Annotated in this window: 15 protein-coding genes; 5 read left to right on the top strand and 10 right to left on the bottom strand. The window is 68.9% G+C overall.

Features of this window, described 5'->3' with window-relative positions; translation table 11 throughout:
* Positions 1-6: 6 nt before the first annotated feature.
* From DIS04_RS11475 to DIS04_RS11500, 6 genes are all read right to left on the bottom strand, one after another.
* Positions 7-873, bottom strand: a complete 867-nt coding sequence (locus tag DIS04_RS11475) for an MBL fold metallo-hydrolase (protein ID WP_111413916.1) — start codon at positions 871-873, stop codon at positions 7-9.
* A gap of 193 nt (positions 874-1,066) precedes the next feature.
* Positions 1,067-2,476 (bottom strand): MBL fold metallo-hydrolase RNA specificity domain-containing protein, encoded by a 1,410-nt coding sequence (locus tag DIS04_RS11480; RefSeq protein ID WP_111413917.1) that lies wholly within the window; start codon positions 2,474-2,476, stop codon positions 1,067-1,069.
* Positions 2,477-2,668: 192 nt separating this feature from the next.
* Complete coding sequence (gene glyA / locus DIS04_RS11485) at positions 2,669-3,934, bottom strand: serine hydroxymethyltransferase (protein WP_111413918.1); 1,266 nt, start codon at positions 3,932-3,934, stop codon at positions 2,669-2,671.
* 114 nt (positions 3,935-4,048) lie between these two features.
* On the bottom strand, positions 4,049-5,467 hold the full coding sequence (locus tag DIS04_RS11490; protein ID WP_245904549.1) for a hypothetical protein: 1,419 nt from the start codon (positions 5,465-5,467) through the stop codon (positions 4,049-4,051).
* A gap of 163 nt (positions 5,468-5,630) precedes the next feature.
* Complete coding sequence (locus DIS04_RS11495; protein WP_111413920.1) at positions 5,631-8,234, bottom strand: ABC transporter permease; 2,604 nt, start codon at positions 8,232-8,234, stop codon at positions 5,631-5,633.
* The gene (locus tag DIS04_RS11500; RefSeq protein ID WP_111413921.1) at positions 8,231-8,980 is read right to left on the bottom strand and encodes an ABC transporter ATP-binding protein; all 750 of its coding nucleotides are present in this window, start codon (positions 8,978-8,980) and stop codon (positions 8,231-8,233) included. Before DIS04_RS11500 ends, DIS04_RS11495 begins: the two co-directional genes overlap by 4 nt.
* On the opposite strand from DIS04_RS11500, the gene DIS04_RS11505 reads away from it, so the two are divergent.
* A complete protein-coding gene (locus tag DIS04_RS11505; RefSeq protein WP_111413922.1) occupies positions 8,979-9,692 on the top strand; it encodes an arylesterase in 714 nt (237 codons plus the stop codon). The two genes, DIS04_RS11500 and DIS04_RS11505, sit on opposite strands and share 2 nt — an antisense overlap.
* On the opposite strand, the gene DIS04_RS11510 is transcribed toward DIS04_RS11505, so the two are convergent.
* Positions 9,683-10,603 carry a DMT family transporter gene (locus tag DIS04_RS11510; RefSeq protein WP_111413923.1) on the bottom strand — a complete coding sequence of 307 codons (921 nt, stop codon included), beginning with the start codon at positions 10,601-10,603 and terminating at the stop codon, positions 9,683-9,685. The two genes, DIS04_RS11505 and DIS04_RS11510, sit on opposite strands and share 10 nt — an antisense overlap.
* Positions 10,600-10,869 carry an Rdx family protein gene (locus DIS04_RS11515; RefSeq protein ID WP_111413924.1) on the bottom strand — a complete coding sequence of 90 codons (270 nt, stop codon included), beginning with the start codon at positions 10,867-10,869 and terminating at the stop codon, positions 10,600-10,602. Before DIS04_RS11515 ends, DIS04_RS11510 begins: the two co-directional genes overlap by 4 nt.
* Before the next feature lie 55 nt (positions 10,870-10,924).
* Here DIS04_RS11515 and DIS04_RS11520 point away from each other — a divergent pair, with 55 nt between their 5' ends.
* The 4 genes from DIS04_RS11520 to ettA all read left to right on the top strand — a co-directional run bounded on the left by DIS04_RS11520 (position 10,925) and on the right by ettA (position 15,016).
* Entirely contained in the window at positions 10,925-12,241 is a 1,317-nt protein-coding gene (locus DIS04_RS11520; protein ID WP_111414044.1) for an MFS transporter, read from the top strand.
* Positions 12,242-12,344: 103 nt separating this feature from the next.
* Positions 12,345-12,782 carry a PAS domain-containing protein gene (locus DIS04_RS11525; RefSeq protein ID WP_111413925.1) on the top strand — a complete coding sequence of 146 codons (438 nt, stop codon included), beginning with the start codon at positions 12,345-12,347 and terminating at the stop codon, positions 12,780-12,782.
* A gap of 181 nt (positions 12,783-12,963) precedes the next feature.
* Positions 12,964-13,185 (top strand): PA3496 family putative envelope integrity protein, encoded by a 222-nt coding sequence (locus DIS04_RS11530; RefSeq protein WP_111413926.1) that lies wholly within the window; start codon positions 12,964-12,966, stop codon positions 13,183-13,185.
* A gap of 169 nt (positions 13,186-13,354) precedes the next feature.
* Complete coding sequence (gene ettA / locus DIS04_RS11535; protein WP_111413927.1) at positions 13,355-15,016, top strand: energy-dependent translational throttle protein EttA; 1,662 nt, start codon at positions 13,355-13,357, stop codon at positions 15,014-15,016.
* A gap of 74 nt (positions 15,017-15,090) precedes the next feature.
* Here the strand turns inward: ettA and DIS04_RS11540 are convergent, their stop codons facing one another.
* Together DIS04_RS11540 and lpxL are read right to left on the bottom strand one after the other, a co-directional pair.
* Positions 15,091-15,249 (bottom strand): DUF1328 domain-containing protein, encoded by a 159-nt coding sequence (locus DIS04_RS11540; protein ID WP_111413928.1) that lies wholly within the window; start codon positions 15,247-15,249, stop codon positions 15,091-15,093.
* A 133-nt stretch (positions 15,250-15,382) separates the two neighbouring features.
* Positions 15,383-16,297 (bottom strand): LpxL/LpxP family Kdo(2)-lipid IV(A) lauroyl/palmitoleoyl acyltransferase, encoded by a 915-nt coding sequence (gene lpxL, locus DIS04_RS11545; protein WP_111413929.1) that lies wholly within the window; start codon positions 16,295-16,297, stop codon positions 15,383-15,385.
* Between the last annotated feature and the right edge of the window lie 43 nt (positions 16,298-16,340).

Consider the following 16,340-nt stretch of genomic DNA (forward strand, 5'->3'; position numbering starts at 1 on the left):
CGGCTCTCAGAACTTGTTGATCGGCACCTTGAGGTAGACCTGGCCGTTGTCCTCGGGCGGCGGCATGTGGCCGGCGCGCATGTTGACCTGTACCGACGGCAGGATCAGTCGCGGCATGTCGAGGGTGGCGTCGCGCTCGGTGCGCATGCGGACGAACTCCTCCTCGCCGATGCCTTCGTGAACGTGGACGTTATGGGCACGCTGCTCGGCCACGCTGGTCTCGTGCCGGTACTCCTCGCGCTCCGGCGCCTTGTAGTCGTGGCACAGGAAGAGTCGTGTCTCGTCCGGCAGGGCGAGCACCTTCTGGATGGAGCGATAGAGCGTGCGCGCGTCACCGCCCGGGAAGTCGCAGCGAGCGGTGCCGTAGTCGGGCATGAACAGGGTATCGCCGACGAAGGCCGCATCGCCGATCACATAGGTCAGGCAGGCCGGGGTGTGGCCCGGGGTGTGCAGCACGTATCCTTCGAGGTGGCCGATGGCGAAAGTGTCGCCCTCCTCGAAGAGACGGTCGAACTGGCTGCCGTCGCGGGCGAACTCGGTACCGGCGTTGAACGCCTTGCCGAAGATCTCCTGCACCTCGACGATGCGGGCACCGATGCCGGTCCTGCCGCCCAGCCTGTCGTGCAGGAAAGGGGCCGCGGAGAGGTGGTCGGCGTGCACGTGGGTCTCGAGAATCCACTCCACGGTCAGCCCCTCGCGCTGGATGAAGTCGACGATCGCCTCCGCCGAGCGCGTATCGGTGCGCCCCGCGGCGTAGTCGAAGTCGAGCACCGAGTCGAGGATCGCACAGGCGTGGCTGTCGGGATCCCTGACCACGTAGCTGAAGGTGTTGGTGGGTTCGTCGAAGAAGTGGGTCACGATGGGCTGGGACATGGGCCATGACCTCCCTTGGGTGTCGTTGGCTGTCAGATGGGGGCAGCATACCTCCTTTTCAGTTCTATCGTTAGATCTTTTTGTGATATAAAGTCGACCGTCTTGAAGCCAACGGCGATAGCCCGGCGAGCGGGGCGAGACGCGAGCCGAACCTTCAGCGCACCGCCTCGCGTCACCGCAGCCGATGACCTGTCTAGAGCTCGACGCGGTCGCCGTAGGCGGGAATCTCGGCCTCGATGCCGCTCGCGGCCAGGGCCGATTTCAAGATCTTCTGGGTGTCCGGCTCGCCGTGCACCAGGTAGAAGCGAGGGCGCTCTCGGAAGGCCCCGGCCCAGCCGATCAGCTCGCTCTGCCCGGCATGGGCGGAGAACCCGCCGATGGTATGCACCCTGGCCCTCACCGCCAGCTCCTGGCCCAGCACGCGCACCCGCTCGGCACCGTCGACGAGCTGACGGCCCAGGGTGCCGGCGGCCTGGAAACCGACGATCACGAGGCGGGTGCTGGTCTTCTCGAGGTTGTAGCGGAAGTGGTGGACAATGCGCCCGCCGGTGCACATGCCGGCCCCGGCGATGATGATCGCCCCGCCGTGGATGCGATTGATGGCCATGGACTCCTCCACCGAACGGGTCATGCGCAGGATCGGCAGGTAGCGGCTGGTGTCGCCGCTGGCGGCGACGTTGAGCACCTTCAGGTCGTCGGCATCCAGCGACTTGCGTGCGCGGTGGTAGAGTTCGGTGACCTTGATCGCCATCGGGCTGTCGAGGAACACCATCTGCTGGCGCAGCCGCCCCTCGTGATAGAGCACGCTCAGGTGATAGAGGATCTCCTGGGTGCGGCCCACGGCGAAGGCCGGGATGAGGACGTTGCCGCCGTCGGCATGGGCCTCCTCCAGCACCCGGGCGAACTCCTCGAGCGTCTCCTCGAGCGGCCGATGGTCGCGGTCGCCGTAGGTGCTCTCCATCAGCACCAGGTCGGCCTCGTGGAGCTTCACGGGCGCCTTCATCAGCACCGAGCCGGGGTTGCCCAGGTCGCCGGAGAAGACGAGGCGCTTCGTCAGCCCGCCGGAGGGGATCGCCAGCTCCACGATGCCCGAGCCCAGGATGTGACCGGCATCGTGGAATACCACGGTTGCGCCGCCCGGCAGCGCAACAGGCTGGCCGTAGCCATGGGACTTGCACAGCGCCAGCGTGCGTTCGACGTCCTCCAGCCCGTAGAGCGGCTCGGCCAGCGGCTTGTCGTTGCGCTTGCGCCACTTGTTCTCCCACTCGACGTCCTTGGCCATGATGAAGGCCGCGTCCTCGAGCATGATGTCGAGCAGGTCGCGCGTGCCACGGGTACAGTGGATCGGGCCGGCGTAGCCCTCGCGCACCAGCTTGGGCAACAGCCCAGCATGATCCAGGTGTCCATGGGAGATCACCACCGCATCGAGCTGCTTGGCCAGGGCGCCGAAGGGCGCCGCGTTGGCGCTATCCGCCTCCCTGCCGCCCTGGTGCAGTCCGCATTCGAGCAGGATGCGATAGCTGCGATCGGCGCCCTCCACCTCGATCAGGTAACGCGAACCGGTGACTTCCCCCACCGCCCCCTGGAACGTCAATGTCGACATCTGAGCTTGCCCCTTCGCCGTGGCTGTCCTGCCTTCAGCATAATGGAAGGCGGGCCCTGGGAGGCAGGCAAAACATGGATCTCGGTCAGCTCTGAGTCAAAAAGCCGATGCAAAACGCAGCGCCCTGCGCCGTCGTGTACGGCACAGGGCGCAAAGATGGAACCATTCCAGAGACTTTTTACCCCACGGGGCTCAGCGGTAGACCGGGAAGCGTGCGCAGACGCTCTCGACCTTGTCCTTCACCTCGGCCTCGATGGCGGCGGTGTCCTCGCCCTTGGCCATGGCGTCGAGGATGTCGCAGATCCAGCCGGCCAGTTCGCGGCATTCGTTCTCGCCAAAGCCGCGCGTGGTCACCGCCGGGGTACCGATGCGCAGGCCGGAGGTGACGAACGGGCTCTGCGGGTCGCCCGGCACGGCGTTCTTGTTGACGGTGATGTGAGCGCGGCCCAGGGCGGCGTCAGCATCCTTGCCGGTCAGGCCCTGCTTGATCAGCGAGAGCAGGAACAGATGATCCTCGGTGCCGCCGGAGACCACGTCATAGCCGCGCTCGATGAACACCCCGGCCATGGTCTGGGCGTTCTTCACCACCTGCTGCTGGTAGGCCTTGAACTCGGGTGCCATGGCTTCCTTGAAGCACACCGCCTTGGCGGCGATGACGTGCTCCAGCGGGCCGCCCTGGCCACCCGGGAAGACGGCGGATTGCAGCTTCTTCTCGATCTCGGCGTCGCCCTCGGCGGAGAGGATCAGGCCGCCGCGGGGGCCGCGCAGGGTCTTGTGGGTGGTGGTGGTGACCACGTGGGCGTGGGGCAGCGGGCTCGGGTAGTTGCCGGCGGCGACCAGGCCGGCGATGTGGGCCATGTCGACCAGCAGGTAGGCACCGATCTCGTCGGCGATCTGGCGGAAGCGGGCCCAGTCGATGATCTGCGAATAGGCGGAGAAGCCGGCGATGATCATCTTCGGCTGGTGCTCGCGGGCCAGCCGCGCCACCTCCTCGTAGTCGATGCGGCCGCTGTCGTCGATGCCGTACTGCACCGCGTTGTAGTGCTTGCCCGAGAAGTTGGGCTTGGCGCCGTGGGTCAGGTGACCGCCCGCGTCGAGGCTCATGCCCAGCACCGTGTCGCCCGGCTTGACCAGCGCCTGGAACACGGCGCTGTTGGCCTGGGAGCCGGAGTGAGGCTGGACGTTGGCGTAGCTGGCGTCGAACAGCTGCTTGGCATAGTCGATGGCCAGCTGCTCGACGATGTCGACGTACTCGCAGCCGCCGTAGTAGCGCTTGCCGGGGTAGCCTTCCGCGTACTTGTTGGTCAGCTGGCTGCCCTGCGCCTCGAGCACCCGGGGGCTGGCGTAGTTCTCGGAGGCGATCAGCTCGATGTGCGCCTCCTGGCGAGCGACCTCCTTCTGCATCGCATCGAACAGGGCGTCATCGAAACCGGCAATCGTCATGTCACGGCTGAACATCGGCGGCAAACCTCGCATCACGGGGAAAATCGGGATGCGCCATGATACCCCAGCCCCTGACGGCTTTCACATGAAAGGCCGTCATGGAGTGGTGCAGAAATTCTCATGCCGGGTTTAGCGGGTCTCGACTTTTATGTTGAGCTTCTCCGCCACCCCCAGCGGATCGGCCTTGTAGCTGCCGACGCTGCTCTCCGCAGGCAGGCTGGCGCGCACCTCCAGCTCCTCGGCGCTGCCTTCCAGCAGCTCCACCAGCCCCAGCAGCACCGCCTGCGCCTCCGGGCCGAACATCATGCCGATGCCCTGGGCCTGGGTGCGGGCCTGCTCGACGTACTGTGCCTCGGTGATACCCTCCATCGCCGCCCCGAGGGTGGCCATCCGCGCGAACAGGCCCTCGTCGGACAGGTTGAGACGCATGTCGCCACCCAGCAGGGTCGCGCGCTCCAGCCACGCGGTATCGGCAAAGGCGTCGGCGGGCGTCACCCCTGACGGCAGCTGCACCGGCAGGTTGACGTCGAACAGCAGGCGCAGCGCGTCCTGCACGTCGATCTCGCTGTCGCTGACCAGCACACTGTGGTCGCCCTTGTCCTGCCAGCTGCCGAGCAAGGCGGCATCCAGCCGCAGCTCGCCGCTGCCGTCGGTGAGCACGTTGCTGGCCATTCGCAGTTCGCTGCGCTCCTCCTCGGGCGCCAGCTCGATCATTCGCGCCAGGTCGACGTAGAGCCCCTCGAGCCGCAGGCCACCCTTGCCGTCGTCGAAATCGCCGTCGACGTCGAGCAGGTCCAGGCTGCCCACCAGCTCGCTGGCGTCCACGTCGAGGTCGTGCAACCGCAGCGAAGCCAGCGTCTCCTCGCCCTCGGTATCGATGCCGGTCAGGCCCTCGAGACGCAGCGAGGCCAGGGTGAAGGAGCCCGAGCCGATCTCGTCCAGCTCTTCGGCGGTACCTTCGATGCCGGTCAGCTCGAGCATGCCGATGGCGTCATGGGTCAGCGACTCGCCGCGGACCCGGTCGATGGTCATGCGACCCCGGCCGCGTTGCAGCGGCGTGTCGAGGAAGAGCTCCTCGGCCAGCTCGGAGGCGAGTTCGAGCACGATGCCGTCGATGGCGAGGCTGCCGACGCTCACCTCCTCCGGCGCCAGGTCGGCGTGCAGCGGGAACACGGCCCGCGAGGGCTCCCCCAGCACGATTCGCTCCGCGCTCATCAGGGTGAGATCGGTGAGACTGTCCTCGATGCGAATGCCCTCCAGGGTCACCTCGTCGGGCGCCTCGTAGTCGCCGCTGACGACATAGCGATCGATCAGCAGGCGCTCGCCCTCATCGGCCTCGAAGACGATCTCCTCGGCGGTCACGCGGGAGCGCAGCATGGCGCGCGAGACCTCGCCCAGCGAGAGGCTGCCGCCCTCGCCGAACAGCGCCCGCAGGTCGGCCTCGAGCCGCTCGGCGTCGTCGGCGGTAGCGATACCGCAGGCGCCCATGAGCGCGGCGAAGGCCACAAACTGACCCCAGCGAATCGGCCGGGAGCGGGGGGCGTGCATCGACATCACCTCCTGTGACGGGCTATGGGGATGGGCAGGCTGGCGGCGATGCCGCCAGCGCCCGATTGACACAGTGTAACCGCAAAGGCCTCGACGCCGCGGCCGAGGCATCGGCGCCGGCCAATGGCGATTCAACGCAATGGCCGGCGCCGCGAGCGAGGGGTCAGGCCTCGCCCAGCAGGCCGAGGCTCGCCGCCGGCGCCTGACGGCGCAGGCCGCGCGACAGGGCGTGGCCGATCGCCCCGACCAGCAGCGCACCGCCCACCGGCAGTACCAGCCATAGCCAGGGATGCAGCCGCGGCGCCAGGTCGAGCCAGGCGACGTAGATGCCGGCGGTGGCCAGCTCGGCCAGCAGCGCGCCCATCAGCCCGCTGGCCAGCCCGAGAATGGCGAATTCCGCCCCCTGCACGCGGGAGATCAACCCGCCCCCGGCGCCGAACACCCGCAACAGGCCGCTCTCGTGGGCCCGCGCGGGCCGGCTCGCGGTCAGGGCCGCGTAGAGCACGCTGACCCCGGCCAGCAGCACGAAGGCGAGCACCAGCTCCACCGCCCGGGTGACCTGGGTCACCACCTCGCGCACCTGGGCGAGGATGGCGTCGACGTTGAGCAGCGAGACCCCGGGGAAGCGCTGCACCAGCTGCCGAAGCGTCTCGCCCTGCCCGGCGTCGAGATGGAAGGCGGTGATGTAGCTGTGGCCGAAGCGTTCCAGCACGCCGGGCGGGAAGATGACGAAGAAGTTGGGACGGAAGCTGTCCCAGTCCAGGTTGCGCAGGCTCGCCACCTCGCCGACGATCTCCTCGCCGCCGATGGTGAAGCTCAGCCGGTCGCCCAGGACAAGGCCCAGGCGTTCGGCCAGGCCATCCTCCAGCGAGATGGGCACCGCATCGTCAAGGGGCTCGGCATCCACCGCGCCGAGCCAGCTGGACGACGCCTCGGTCGCTGCCAGCTCGTCGAACCAGCGACCGGCCACCACGCGATTGCCCTCCGGCAGGTCGGCCTGCCAGGTGAGGTTGAGCTCGCGCCGCAGCGAGCCGTCGCCGCGGGAATCCACCGGTACCGCGTCGCGGGCCTCCTCGCCGTTGATCGCGGTGAGGCGCCCGCGGACCATGGGGTAGAGCGCCGTGCGGTCGTCGGCGTTGGCCTCGAGGGCCTCGACGAACGCCTCGCGCTCGCCCGGCTGGATGTTGATGGCGAAGTAGTTGGGGGTCTCCTCGGGGAGCTGGGCCTGCCAGGTGGTGAGCAGGTCGCCGCGCACCAGGGCGATCATCGCCATGGCGAAGAAGGTCACCGCGAAGGCGAGCAGCTGGCCCAGGCTGGCGGCCCGCCGCCTGGCCAGCTGGCGCCCGCCCAGGCGCAGGGCGCGGGACAGCTGGCCCTGGCCGCCGCCGCCCTGGGGCAGGCGCGCCGCCAGGCGCAGCACCAGGCCGAGCAGCAGCGCCCCCAGGCCCCACAGCACCACCAGCATGACCAGCCCGCCGACCAGCAGCGCGGCCGCCAGGCCGAAGTCGCCGGAGTAGAGCCACAGCAGGCCGCCGAAGACCAGGCTGGCCACCAGCACCACCAGCCAGGCCGCGGCCGGCAGCGGATCGAGTTCGCGGCGCAGCACCTTGAGCGCGCTGACCCGCTTGAGGCGCAGCAGCGTGGGGCCGGCGAAGCCGACCAGCACCGCCAGTGCGGTCAGCACGCCAAGCCACAGCGGCAGCCAGCCCGGCGGCGGCAGAGCGAGTGGCAAGAAGGCGGTCAGCAGGGCCAGCAGCACGGCCTGCCCGGCCAGGCCCAGCAGCGCGCCGAGGAGCGAGGCCGCCAGCGCCAGCCACAGCAATTGCAGGGCGAACAGCCAGGTGAGGTCGCGCTGGGTGGCGCCGAAGCAGCGCAGCAGGGCGGCGGTGTCGAGGTGCCGCTCGACGTAGCGCCGCGTGGCCATGGCCACCGCCACCCCGGCCAGCAGCACGGCCGCGAGCCCGGCCAGGCTGAGGTACTTCTCGGCACGCTCCAGGGCGTTGCCGAGCCCCGGGCGGTCGCGGCGAACGTCGCGCACCTCGACGCCGTCGCGACGCAGCCGTTCGAGCAGCGGGCCGAGCGACTCCAGCGCCTGGGGCGGGCCGGCGGCGAGCAGCTCGAACTCCACCCTCGCGCCGGGCTGCACTAGGTCGGTGGCATCGAGATCGTCGACGTGGAGCATCAGGCGCGGATTGAAGTTGCCGAACCCGGCGGACTGGTCCGGCTCGCGCTCGATCAGGCCGGCCACGGTGAGCTCGCCCTCGCCGACCTGGACGCGGTCGCCCAGCTCGGCCTCGAGCAGCAGCGCCAGGCGCGGCGCCAGCCAGACCTCGCCGGGGGGCGGGCCGTGGGCCACGGTCTCGAGGCCCTCGCCGCGGTCGACCTGGATGCCGCCATAGTGGGGGTAGGTGTCGTCGACCGCCTTGAGGCTGGCCGGCTGGAAGGCGTCGCCGAGGCTGACCATGGTCACCATGTCGACCTGGTCGCTCAGCGTCATGCCGGCCTGCTCCAGGGTGCGCCGCAGCTCGTCGTCGAAGGGCCGGCCCTGCTCGAGCACCAGGTCGCCGCCGAGCAGCTGGCCGGCCTGGCGGGCCAGGCCGCGGTCGAGGCGATCGAGAAAGAAGCCGATCATGGTCGAGGCGGCCACCGCCAGCGCCAGCGCGACGAACAGCGCGCGCACGTCGCTGGCACGCAGGTCGCGCCGCAGCCCCCGGGCGGAGAGTCGCAGCAGGTCGGCCGCGGCCGCCTGCTGAGACGGACGGCTCATGCGTCCACCTCGTCGCGCACCAGTTCGACCAGCCGCCCCTCCTCGAGCCGCAGGCAACGGTCGCAGCGGGCCGCCAGGGCGTGATCGTGGGTCACCAGCACCAGGGTGGTGCCGGCCTCGCGGTTGAGCTGGAACAGCAGGTCGATGATGCGCCCGCCGGTGGCCTGGTCGAGGTTGCCGGTGGGCTCGTCGGCGAAGACCAGCTCGGCGCCGGTGACGAAGGCCCTGGCCAGCGCCACGCGCTGCTGCTCGCCGCCGGAGAGCTGCTTGGGCAGGTGCGCCATTCGCTCGCCGAGGCCGACCCGGGTCAGCCAGTCACGGGCCCGCGCCGCGGCATCGGTCAGCGGCGAGAGCTCCAGCGGCAGCAGCACGTTCTCCAGCGCCGTGAGGGTCGGCAGCAGTTGGAAGTTCTGGAACACGAAGCCCACCCGACCGGCCCGCAGCTGTGCGCGCCCGTCCTCGTCGAGCCGGTCGAGCGATTCGCCGAACAACGCCAGCTCACCGCCGCTCGGCTGGTCGAGGCCCGCCAGCAGACCGAGCAGGGTCGACTTGCCCGCCCCGCTCTGCCCGAGGATCGCCACGCTCTCGCCGGGGAACACTTCGAGTTCCAGACCACTCAGAATGGTGAGCCTCCGTTCGCCGCTCACGACCTGCTTGCTCAGCTGTCGAGCGTGTAGAATCGGTCGGAGTTCGCGCCCGGGAGCGGCGGCAAGCGTCACAGCGTCAGAAGTCGAGGAGTCGGTCATGGTGAAAGATGTCCCCAGTGGTCTGGTAAGAGAGTGTCACGCGCGCCTCGCCCGCTGGCGTTCCCGCCCCGTCGGCCTGGCCGGCACGCTGCTGCTCATGCTGTGGCTGGCGGCCTCGCCCGTCCCGGCCGACGAGCGGCCGGTGCTGCTGGTGATGGGCGACAGCCTGAGCACCGCCTACGGCATCGAGCGCGAAGCCGGCTGGGTCAGCCTGCTCGAGGAGCGGCTGGAGGGCCGCGCCCGCGTGGTCAACGCCAGCATCAGCGGCGAGACCAGCAGCGGCGGTGCCAGCCGCTTTCCCGAGCTAATCGGACAGCACGAGCCCGACATCGTTCTGCTCGAGCTGGGCGGCAACGACGGCCTGCGCGGCCTGCCGCCGGGCCAGCTCGAGACCAACCTGGCCGGCATGATCGAGGCCAGCCAGGAGACCGGTGCCGAGGTGCTGCTGCTCGGCATCGACATCCCGCCCAACTACGGTCCGGCCTACCGCCGTGCCTTCTCCGAGGTCTTCACGCGGCTGGCCGATACCTACGATACGCCACTGGTGCCCTTCCTGCTCGAGGGCGTGGCGCTGGAGGAGGGCCTGATGCAGGACGACGGCATCCACCCCACCGACGACGCCCAGCCGATCATCCTCGACAACGTCTGGCCGGCGCTCGAGCCGCTGCTGGAGAACAATGGCGCGGAACTCGCCGAATCCGCTCACGACTGATCCGCCGCGCTCGGGTTCTTCTGCCACTGCTGCAGGCCGAGTCCACCGAGGATCAGCACCAGCCCGACCAGGGTGGAGGCCAGGATCGGCTCGCCCACCACCATGTGGAGCAGCAGCAGCGACACCGGCGGCGACAGGAAGATCAGGTTGGAGACCCGGGCCGTGCGCGACACCCGATGCATGGCCAGTTGCCACAGCACGAAGGCGATCCCCATCTCGAACAGGCCGACGTAGACACCGGCCCCCACCGCCGCCCAGCCGGGCCAGGCGAAGCCCGGGCCGAACAGCATCAGCAGCGTGAGCACCGGCAGGCCGACGCCGAAGTTCTGCCACTGGGCGACCAGCGGCGGCCGCCGGTCGCGCACGTTGAGCAGCCAGTAGAGCGCCCACAGCAGGGTCGAGGCCAGCGCCAGCCCCACCCCCAGCGGGTCGGCGAAGGCCACGTCGAAGACCTGGCCGCGGGTGGCGATCACCCACACGCCCGAGTAGGCGATCAGGCCCGCCAACACGTCGACCCGCGTCAGCCGCTGGCCCAGGATGGGCACCGCGAGGAACGCCATGGCCAGCGCCCAGGTATAGTTGAGCGCCATGGCCTCCTGACCGGGCAGCCGGTCGTAGGCCCCGAACAGCACCAGGTAGTAGGCCACCGGATTCATCAGCCCGGCCCAGGCGGCGGTGCGCCAGCCTCGGCGCAATGCCGCGCCCAGCAAGCCCTGGCGGATCACCAGCCCTCCCATCAGCAGCCACGACACCAGCGACGCCAGCCACATCAGCTCGAGCGGCGACATCTGGCCCAGCGCCACCTTGAAGGCGGTGGCCACGGTCGACCACAGCGCCACCGCGCCCAGGCCGAAGAGAATCGCCTGGCGGTCCTGGCGGGGCACCGCTGCGCTCGCCGCCTCCGCCCTCATCGGTCGATGTGCCCCAGGTCGCGGTCGGGCGCCAGGCGGTCGCGTACCCGCCGCTTGAGCTGCTTGCTGTCGGGGAAGCCACCGTCGCGCTTGCGCTCCCACAGCGACTCGTCGTCGTAGAAGATCTCGAAATAGCCCCCGTGGGAGGGCACCAGGGCCACCTCCTCCAGCTCCTCGCCGAAGGTCGAGAGCAGCTCCTGGGCCAGCCAGGCGCTGCGCAGCAGCCACTGGCACTGGGTACAGTAATGGATGCGGATACGTGACATGGGGGCACCGTGTCGCAACAATGAAAACCCGATGATAGCAGCCCAGGAGCCCGAATTGGCCGAGCGCGAGATCAGCCAGACGCGTCTCTATGAATGGCTTACCGGCGACGAGGACAGTCGCCTGTGCCAGGACATCGCCGACGACGCCTGCCAGGAGCAGCCGCGAAACTTCTTTCTCCACCTGTTCGCCGCGCTGGGCAACAAGCTGGCCGACGAGCTCTCGAGCGCGCGGCTGGTGCTGCCCTGGCTGCTCGGGGTGATCGGCGCCCCGCTGTGGATGGTCGGGCTGCTGGTGCCGATTCGCGAGGCGGGTGCCCTGCTCCCGCAGCTGTTCGTCGCCGGCTTCATCCGGCTCAAGCCCCGGCGCAAGTGGGCCTGGGTGGCGGGCGGCTGCCTGCAGGCACTCGCCGCCGCGCTGCTGGCCCTGCTCGCGCTGTTCGGCCAGGGCGGACCCGGCGGCGCCCTGGTGCTGGCGACGCTGGTGGCGCTGTCGCTGGCCCGGGGGATCTCCTCCATCGCCACCAAGGACGTGCTGGGCAAGACCATCGCCAAGGGCCGCCGCGGCAACCTGATGGGCTGGAGCGGCAGCGTCGCCGGCGCCGTCACCCTGATCGCCGGCGGCGTGCTGATGCTGTTCGAGGAGCGCCCGGGCGAGCTGGCCCTGGCGACGCTTCTGGGCGTGGCGGCCCTCGGCTGGGCACTCAACGCCCTGTGCGCGGCACGCATCGCGGAGGTACCGGGCGCGGTGGAGGGCGGCGAGAACGCCTGGCGCAGCCTCCGGCTGGGGCTGCGCCTGCTGCGCGACGACCGCGATTTCCTGCACTTCAACCTGTCGCGCTCGCTACTGCTGGCGAGCGCCCTGGCGCTGCCCTACGTGGCGCTGCTCGGCCAGCAGCAGAGCGGCACCGAACTGGGCGGCCTGGGGGTGATGATCGTGGTGTCGGGGCTCGCCGGGATGGTGGCGAGCCCGATATGGGGCAAGCGCTCCGACGCCTCGAGCCGCCGCGTGCTGCGCGACACCGGCCTGGGCGCCGCCGCCGGCTGCCTGCTCGCCGCCGTCATCGCCTGGCTGCCCGGCGCCTGGAGCGCCAGCGTCTGGCCCTACGCGGCGGCCTATGCCCTGCTCACCATTGTGCACGCCGGGGTGCGCCTGGGCCGCAAGACCTACCTGGTCGATATGGCGGGCCAGGACCGGCGTGCGCTCTACGTGGCATTGTCCAATACTCTCACCGGCGCCATGATGCTGCTGGTGGGTGGGGCAACGGGCCTGCTGGCCCAGTGGCTGGGTAGCGACGGGCTGCTGGTGGCCCTGGCCGTCATGGCGCTGGCCGCCGCCGTCTCAGCCGCGCGCCTGCCGGAAGTCGAACGATAGCGGGCCGCCGGTGCGCGTGGGCGTTGTCAACGTGGCGCGGGCTGGCCATGATGTAGCATAGTGACATCGCGTTACCGCCAAGTCCCAGCCAGGAATACCTTGAATGAAACGCGCCCCATTGATCAGCCCGGAACTGCTCGAGCGCATCGTCGATGCCTCGGAGGATGGTATCGTGGTCGCCGAACAGGAAGGTGACGAGAACATCCTCATCTACGTCAACCAGGGCTTCGAGCGGCTCACCGGCTACAGCACCGACGAAATCCTCTACCAGGACTGCCGCTTCCTGCAGGGGCAGGATCGCGACCAGCCCGCGCTGGTCAATATCCGCAAGGCCCTCAGCGAGGGGCGCCCGTGCCGCGAAGTCCTGCGCAACTACCGCAAGGACGGCACCATGTTCTGGAATGAGCTGTCGATCACGCCGGTCTTCGATGCCGACGACAACCTGACCTACTACATCGGCGTGCAGAAGGATGTCACGGAACGCGTCGAGGCCCAGATGGAGCTGGAACGTCTCAAGCGCGAACGCGGGATCACCCGCTAGGTCTCGAGTGGCGCAAAAAAATTGCCGCAGGGACTTGCCCTCGGCTCCTCCCGGATATATATAGCCGTCAGGTACCGACCATCGGTGCCGATGGCGCTTCAGGTCCGTCGCTTCGGACGCGAAGCGGATGTGCGACACGTCGATCGCCGAGCGGTCGACACCGGGCCATGGGAGGATTCACATGAGCCATGAACCCCTTGTCAACGACACTCACGACGACGACCAGGACTTTCTCGAAGCGGTGAACGACGACGAGTACGTTCGCCCCCGCGCCTCCAGCCGCGCCGACACCCTGCGTGCCCGACGCCGCGTCGAGGCGCTGCTGGAAGAGCGACGCCTGCAGCGCGCCATCGAAGACGACTGGATGCTGCTCGGCGAAGAGGAGGAAGAGGAGGAGGAGTAGTCTCCCTCTCCCCTCGGTACGAGGCATCCGCGGATGCCTCGTGTCGCCAGCCACGCCATGGTTCCCCGCCCGAGTCTCCCGCATGGCGGCAGGTATCGCAGCGCTGGCCTTTGCCCGGCACGGCCACTATCATCGGGGCCACTGAAACCCTCAACTCCAGTGGAATTCCATGGCGCAATACGTCTTCACCATGAATCGGGTGGGCAAGGTCGTTCCGCCCAAGAAGCAGATCCTCAAGGACATCTCGCTGTCCTTCTTCCCCGGCGCCAAGATCGGCGTGCTGGGCCTCAACGGCGCCGGCAAGTCGACCCTGCTGCGCATCATGGCCGGCGTCGACAAGGAGTACGAGGGCGAGGCGCGGCCCATGCCCGGGATCAACATCGGCTACCTGCCCCAGGAGCCCCAGCTCGATGACGAGAAGAGCGTGCGCGAGACCGTGGAGGAGGCGCTGGGGGAAATCAAGGAGGCCCAGGCCAAGCTCGACGCCGTCTATGCCGCCTATGCCGAGCCGGACGCCGATTTCGACGCCCTGGCCGCCGAGCAGGCACGCCTGGAGAACATCATCGAGGCCGCCGACGCCCACAACCTCGAGCGCAAGCTCGAAGTGGCCGCCGAGGCGCTGCGCCTGCCCGCATGGGAGGCGCGGGTGGGCAACCTCTCGGGTGGCGAGCGCCGCCGCGTGGCGCTCTGCCGCCTGCTGCTCTCGGGCCCCGACATGCTGCTGCTGGACGAGCCCACCAACCACCTCGACGCCGAGTCGGTGGCCTGGCTCGAGCGCTTCCTGCACGACTACCCGGGCACCGTGGTGGCGATCACCCACGACCGCTACTTCCTCGACAACGTGGCCGGCTGGATCCTCGAGCTCGACCGCGGCCACGGCATCCCCTTCGAGGGCAACTACTCGCAGTGGCTGGAATCGAAGGAGAAGCGCCTCGAGCAGGAAGCCAAGCAGGAGGCCTCGCGCCAGAAGGCGATCAAGCACGAGCTGGAGTGGGTGCGCAGCAACGCCAAGGGCCGCCAGGCCAAGAGCAAGGCACGCCTCAACCGCTTCGAGGAGATGCAGTCGGGCGACTTCCAGAAGCGCAACGAGACCAACGAGATCTACATTCCGCCCGGCCCCCGCCTGGGCGACAAGGTGATCGAGTTCCACGGCGTGTCCAAGCGCTTCGAGGACAAGCTGCTCTACGAGGATCTCTCCTTCAACGTGCCCAAGGGCGCCATCGTCGGCATCATCGGCGGCAACGGCGCCGGCAAGTCGACCCTGTTCAAGCTGATCACCGGCAAGGAGCAGCCCGACAGCGGCGAGGTGGTGATCGGCGAGACCGTCGACATCGCCTACGTCGAGCAGCTGCGCGACGCGCTCGACGACAAGCAGACGGTGTGGGAGGCGGTCTCCGACGGCCAGGACATCCTCAACATCAACGGCTATGAGGTCTCCTCGCGCGCTTACGTCGGCCGTTTCAACTTCAAGGGCAACGACCAGCAGAAGTTCCTCAAGGACCTCTCCGGCGGTGAACGCGGCCGCCTGCAGCTGGCCCAGACCCTCAAGCAGGGCGCCAACGTGCTGCTGCTCGACGAACCGTCCAACGACCTCGACATCGAGACCCTGCGCGCACTGGAAGAGGCCCTGCTCGCCTTCCCCGGCTGCGCCCTGGTGATCTCCCACGATCGCTGGTTCCTCGACCGGATCGCCACCCACATCCTGGCGTTCGAGGGCGACTCCCAGGTGGTGTTCTTCGAGGGCAACTACACCGACTACGAGGCCGATCACCGCAAGCGGGTCGGCAGCGATACGCCGCATCGCATGAAGTACAAGCGCATCGACGCCTGAGGGGGACCAAGCAAGAGGCCTCGCCATTGGCGAGGCCTCTTGTCATTGTGCCCCACTCACCGCATCGGAGCAGGTCACGGCCGTCGACCGGTGACCAGCGAGACGATGAACAGCACGATGAACAGGAAGAACAGGATCTGGGCGATGGTGGTGGCCGCCCCGGCGATACCGGAGAACCCCAGCACACCGGCGATGATCGCAATGATCAGGAACAGCATGGCATTGCCGAGCATAGAAACCTCCTTGGTCGTGTCATGGCGCCATCCTTCGGCACCGCGTCCATGTCTCCCTTAGCGTTGCGTGAGCCCGGCGCAGCGTCAAGTTACAGAGGGTGAGTCGATGTAACTCGCACTCGTCCCGCCGCCCTCAATAGAGGCCCGGCTCCCCCCGCGGGCGCGTCTTGAAGCGGCGGTGGAGCCACAGGTACTGCTCCGGATGCTTGCGTATCGCCTCCTCGATGAAGGCGTTGATCCGCGTGGCGTCGGCCACCTCGTCGCCGCTGGGGAAATTCTCCAGCGGCGGGCGCCACTCGACGGTGTAGGTGCGCTCGTCGGGGTTGCGATGGAACATCAGCGGCACCACCGGCGCGCCGGTCATGCGGGCGATCTTGGCGGTCAGGCGGATCGACGCCGCCTGGACGCCGAAGAACGGGGCGAACACGCTGGCGTCGCGGCCGAAGTCCTGGTCCGGCGAGTACCACACGCTGTGACCCGCCTTGAGCCGGCGCACCACCCCGCGCAGGTCGTGGCGGTCGATCGCCTCGCCGAAGATCCGGCTGCGTGCCCGGGTCATGAAGCGATCGAACAGCGGGTTGTTGTGCGGCCGGTAGACGACGTCGGCGGGAAAGAAGAGCGAGTGCAGCGCTCCGCCGAGATCGAGGGTCGAGAAGTGGATTCCCAGGATCAGCACGCCCTTGCCCCGGGCCTGGGCTTCGGCCAGGTAGTGGGGGTTCTTGCCGGCGACGCGATGGCGCAGGTGACGGGGGTCGCGGCACCAGGCGGTGGCGGTCTCGAGAATGCCGATGCCGTTGGCGACGAAGGTCTGCTTGACCCGTTCGCTGCGCTCGCGTTCGTCGAGCTCCGGAAAGCACAGCCGCAGGTTGGTGTCGACGATATGCCGGCGGCGCGGGATCAACCGCCAGGCCAGCAGCCCGATGCCGCGCCCGATGGCGAGCTTCAGGCGCCATGGCAGCCAGGCGCCCACCCACATGGCGGCAATGGCCAGCCAGGCCGGCCAGTAGCGGGGGTGGACAAAGGAAGCGGGCCAGTTGCGCTTTGACATGCAGGATTCCGTTCGGCTCGTGTTGGGCGAAGACGGCCGGCGC

Source organism: Billgrantia lactosivorans, assembly GCF_003254665.1.
GTDB classification, from domain to species: domain Bacteria; phylum Pseudomonadota; class Gammaproteobacteria; order Pseudomonadales; family Halomonadaceae; genus Halomonas; species Halomonas lactosivorans.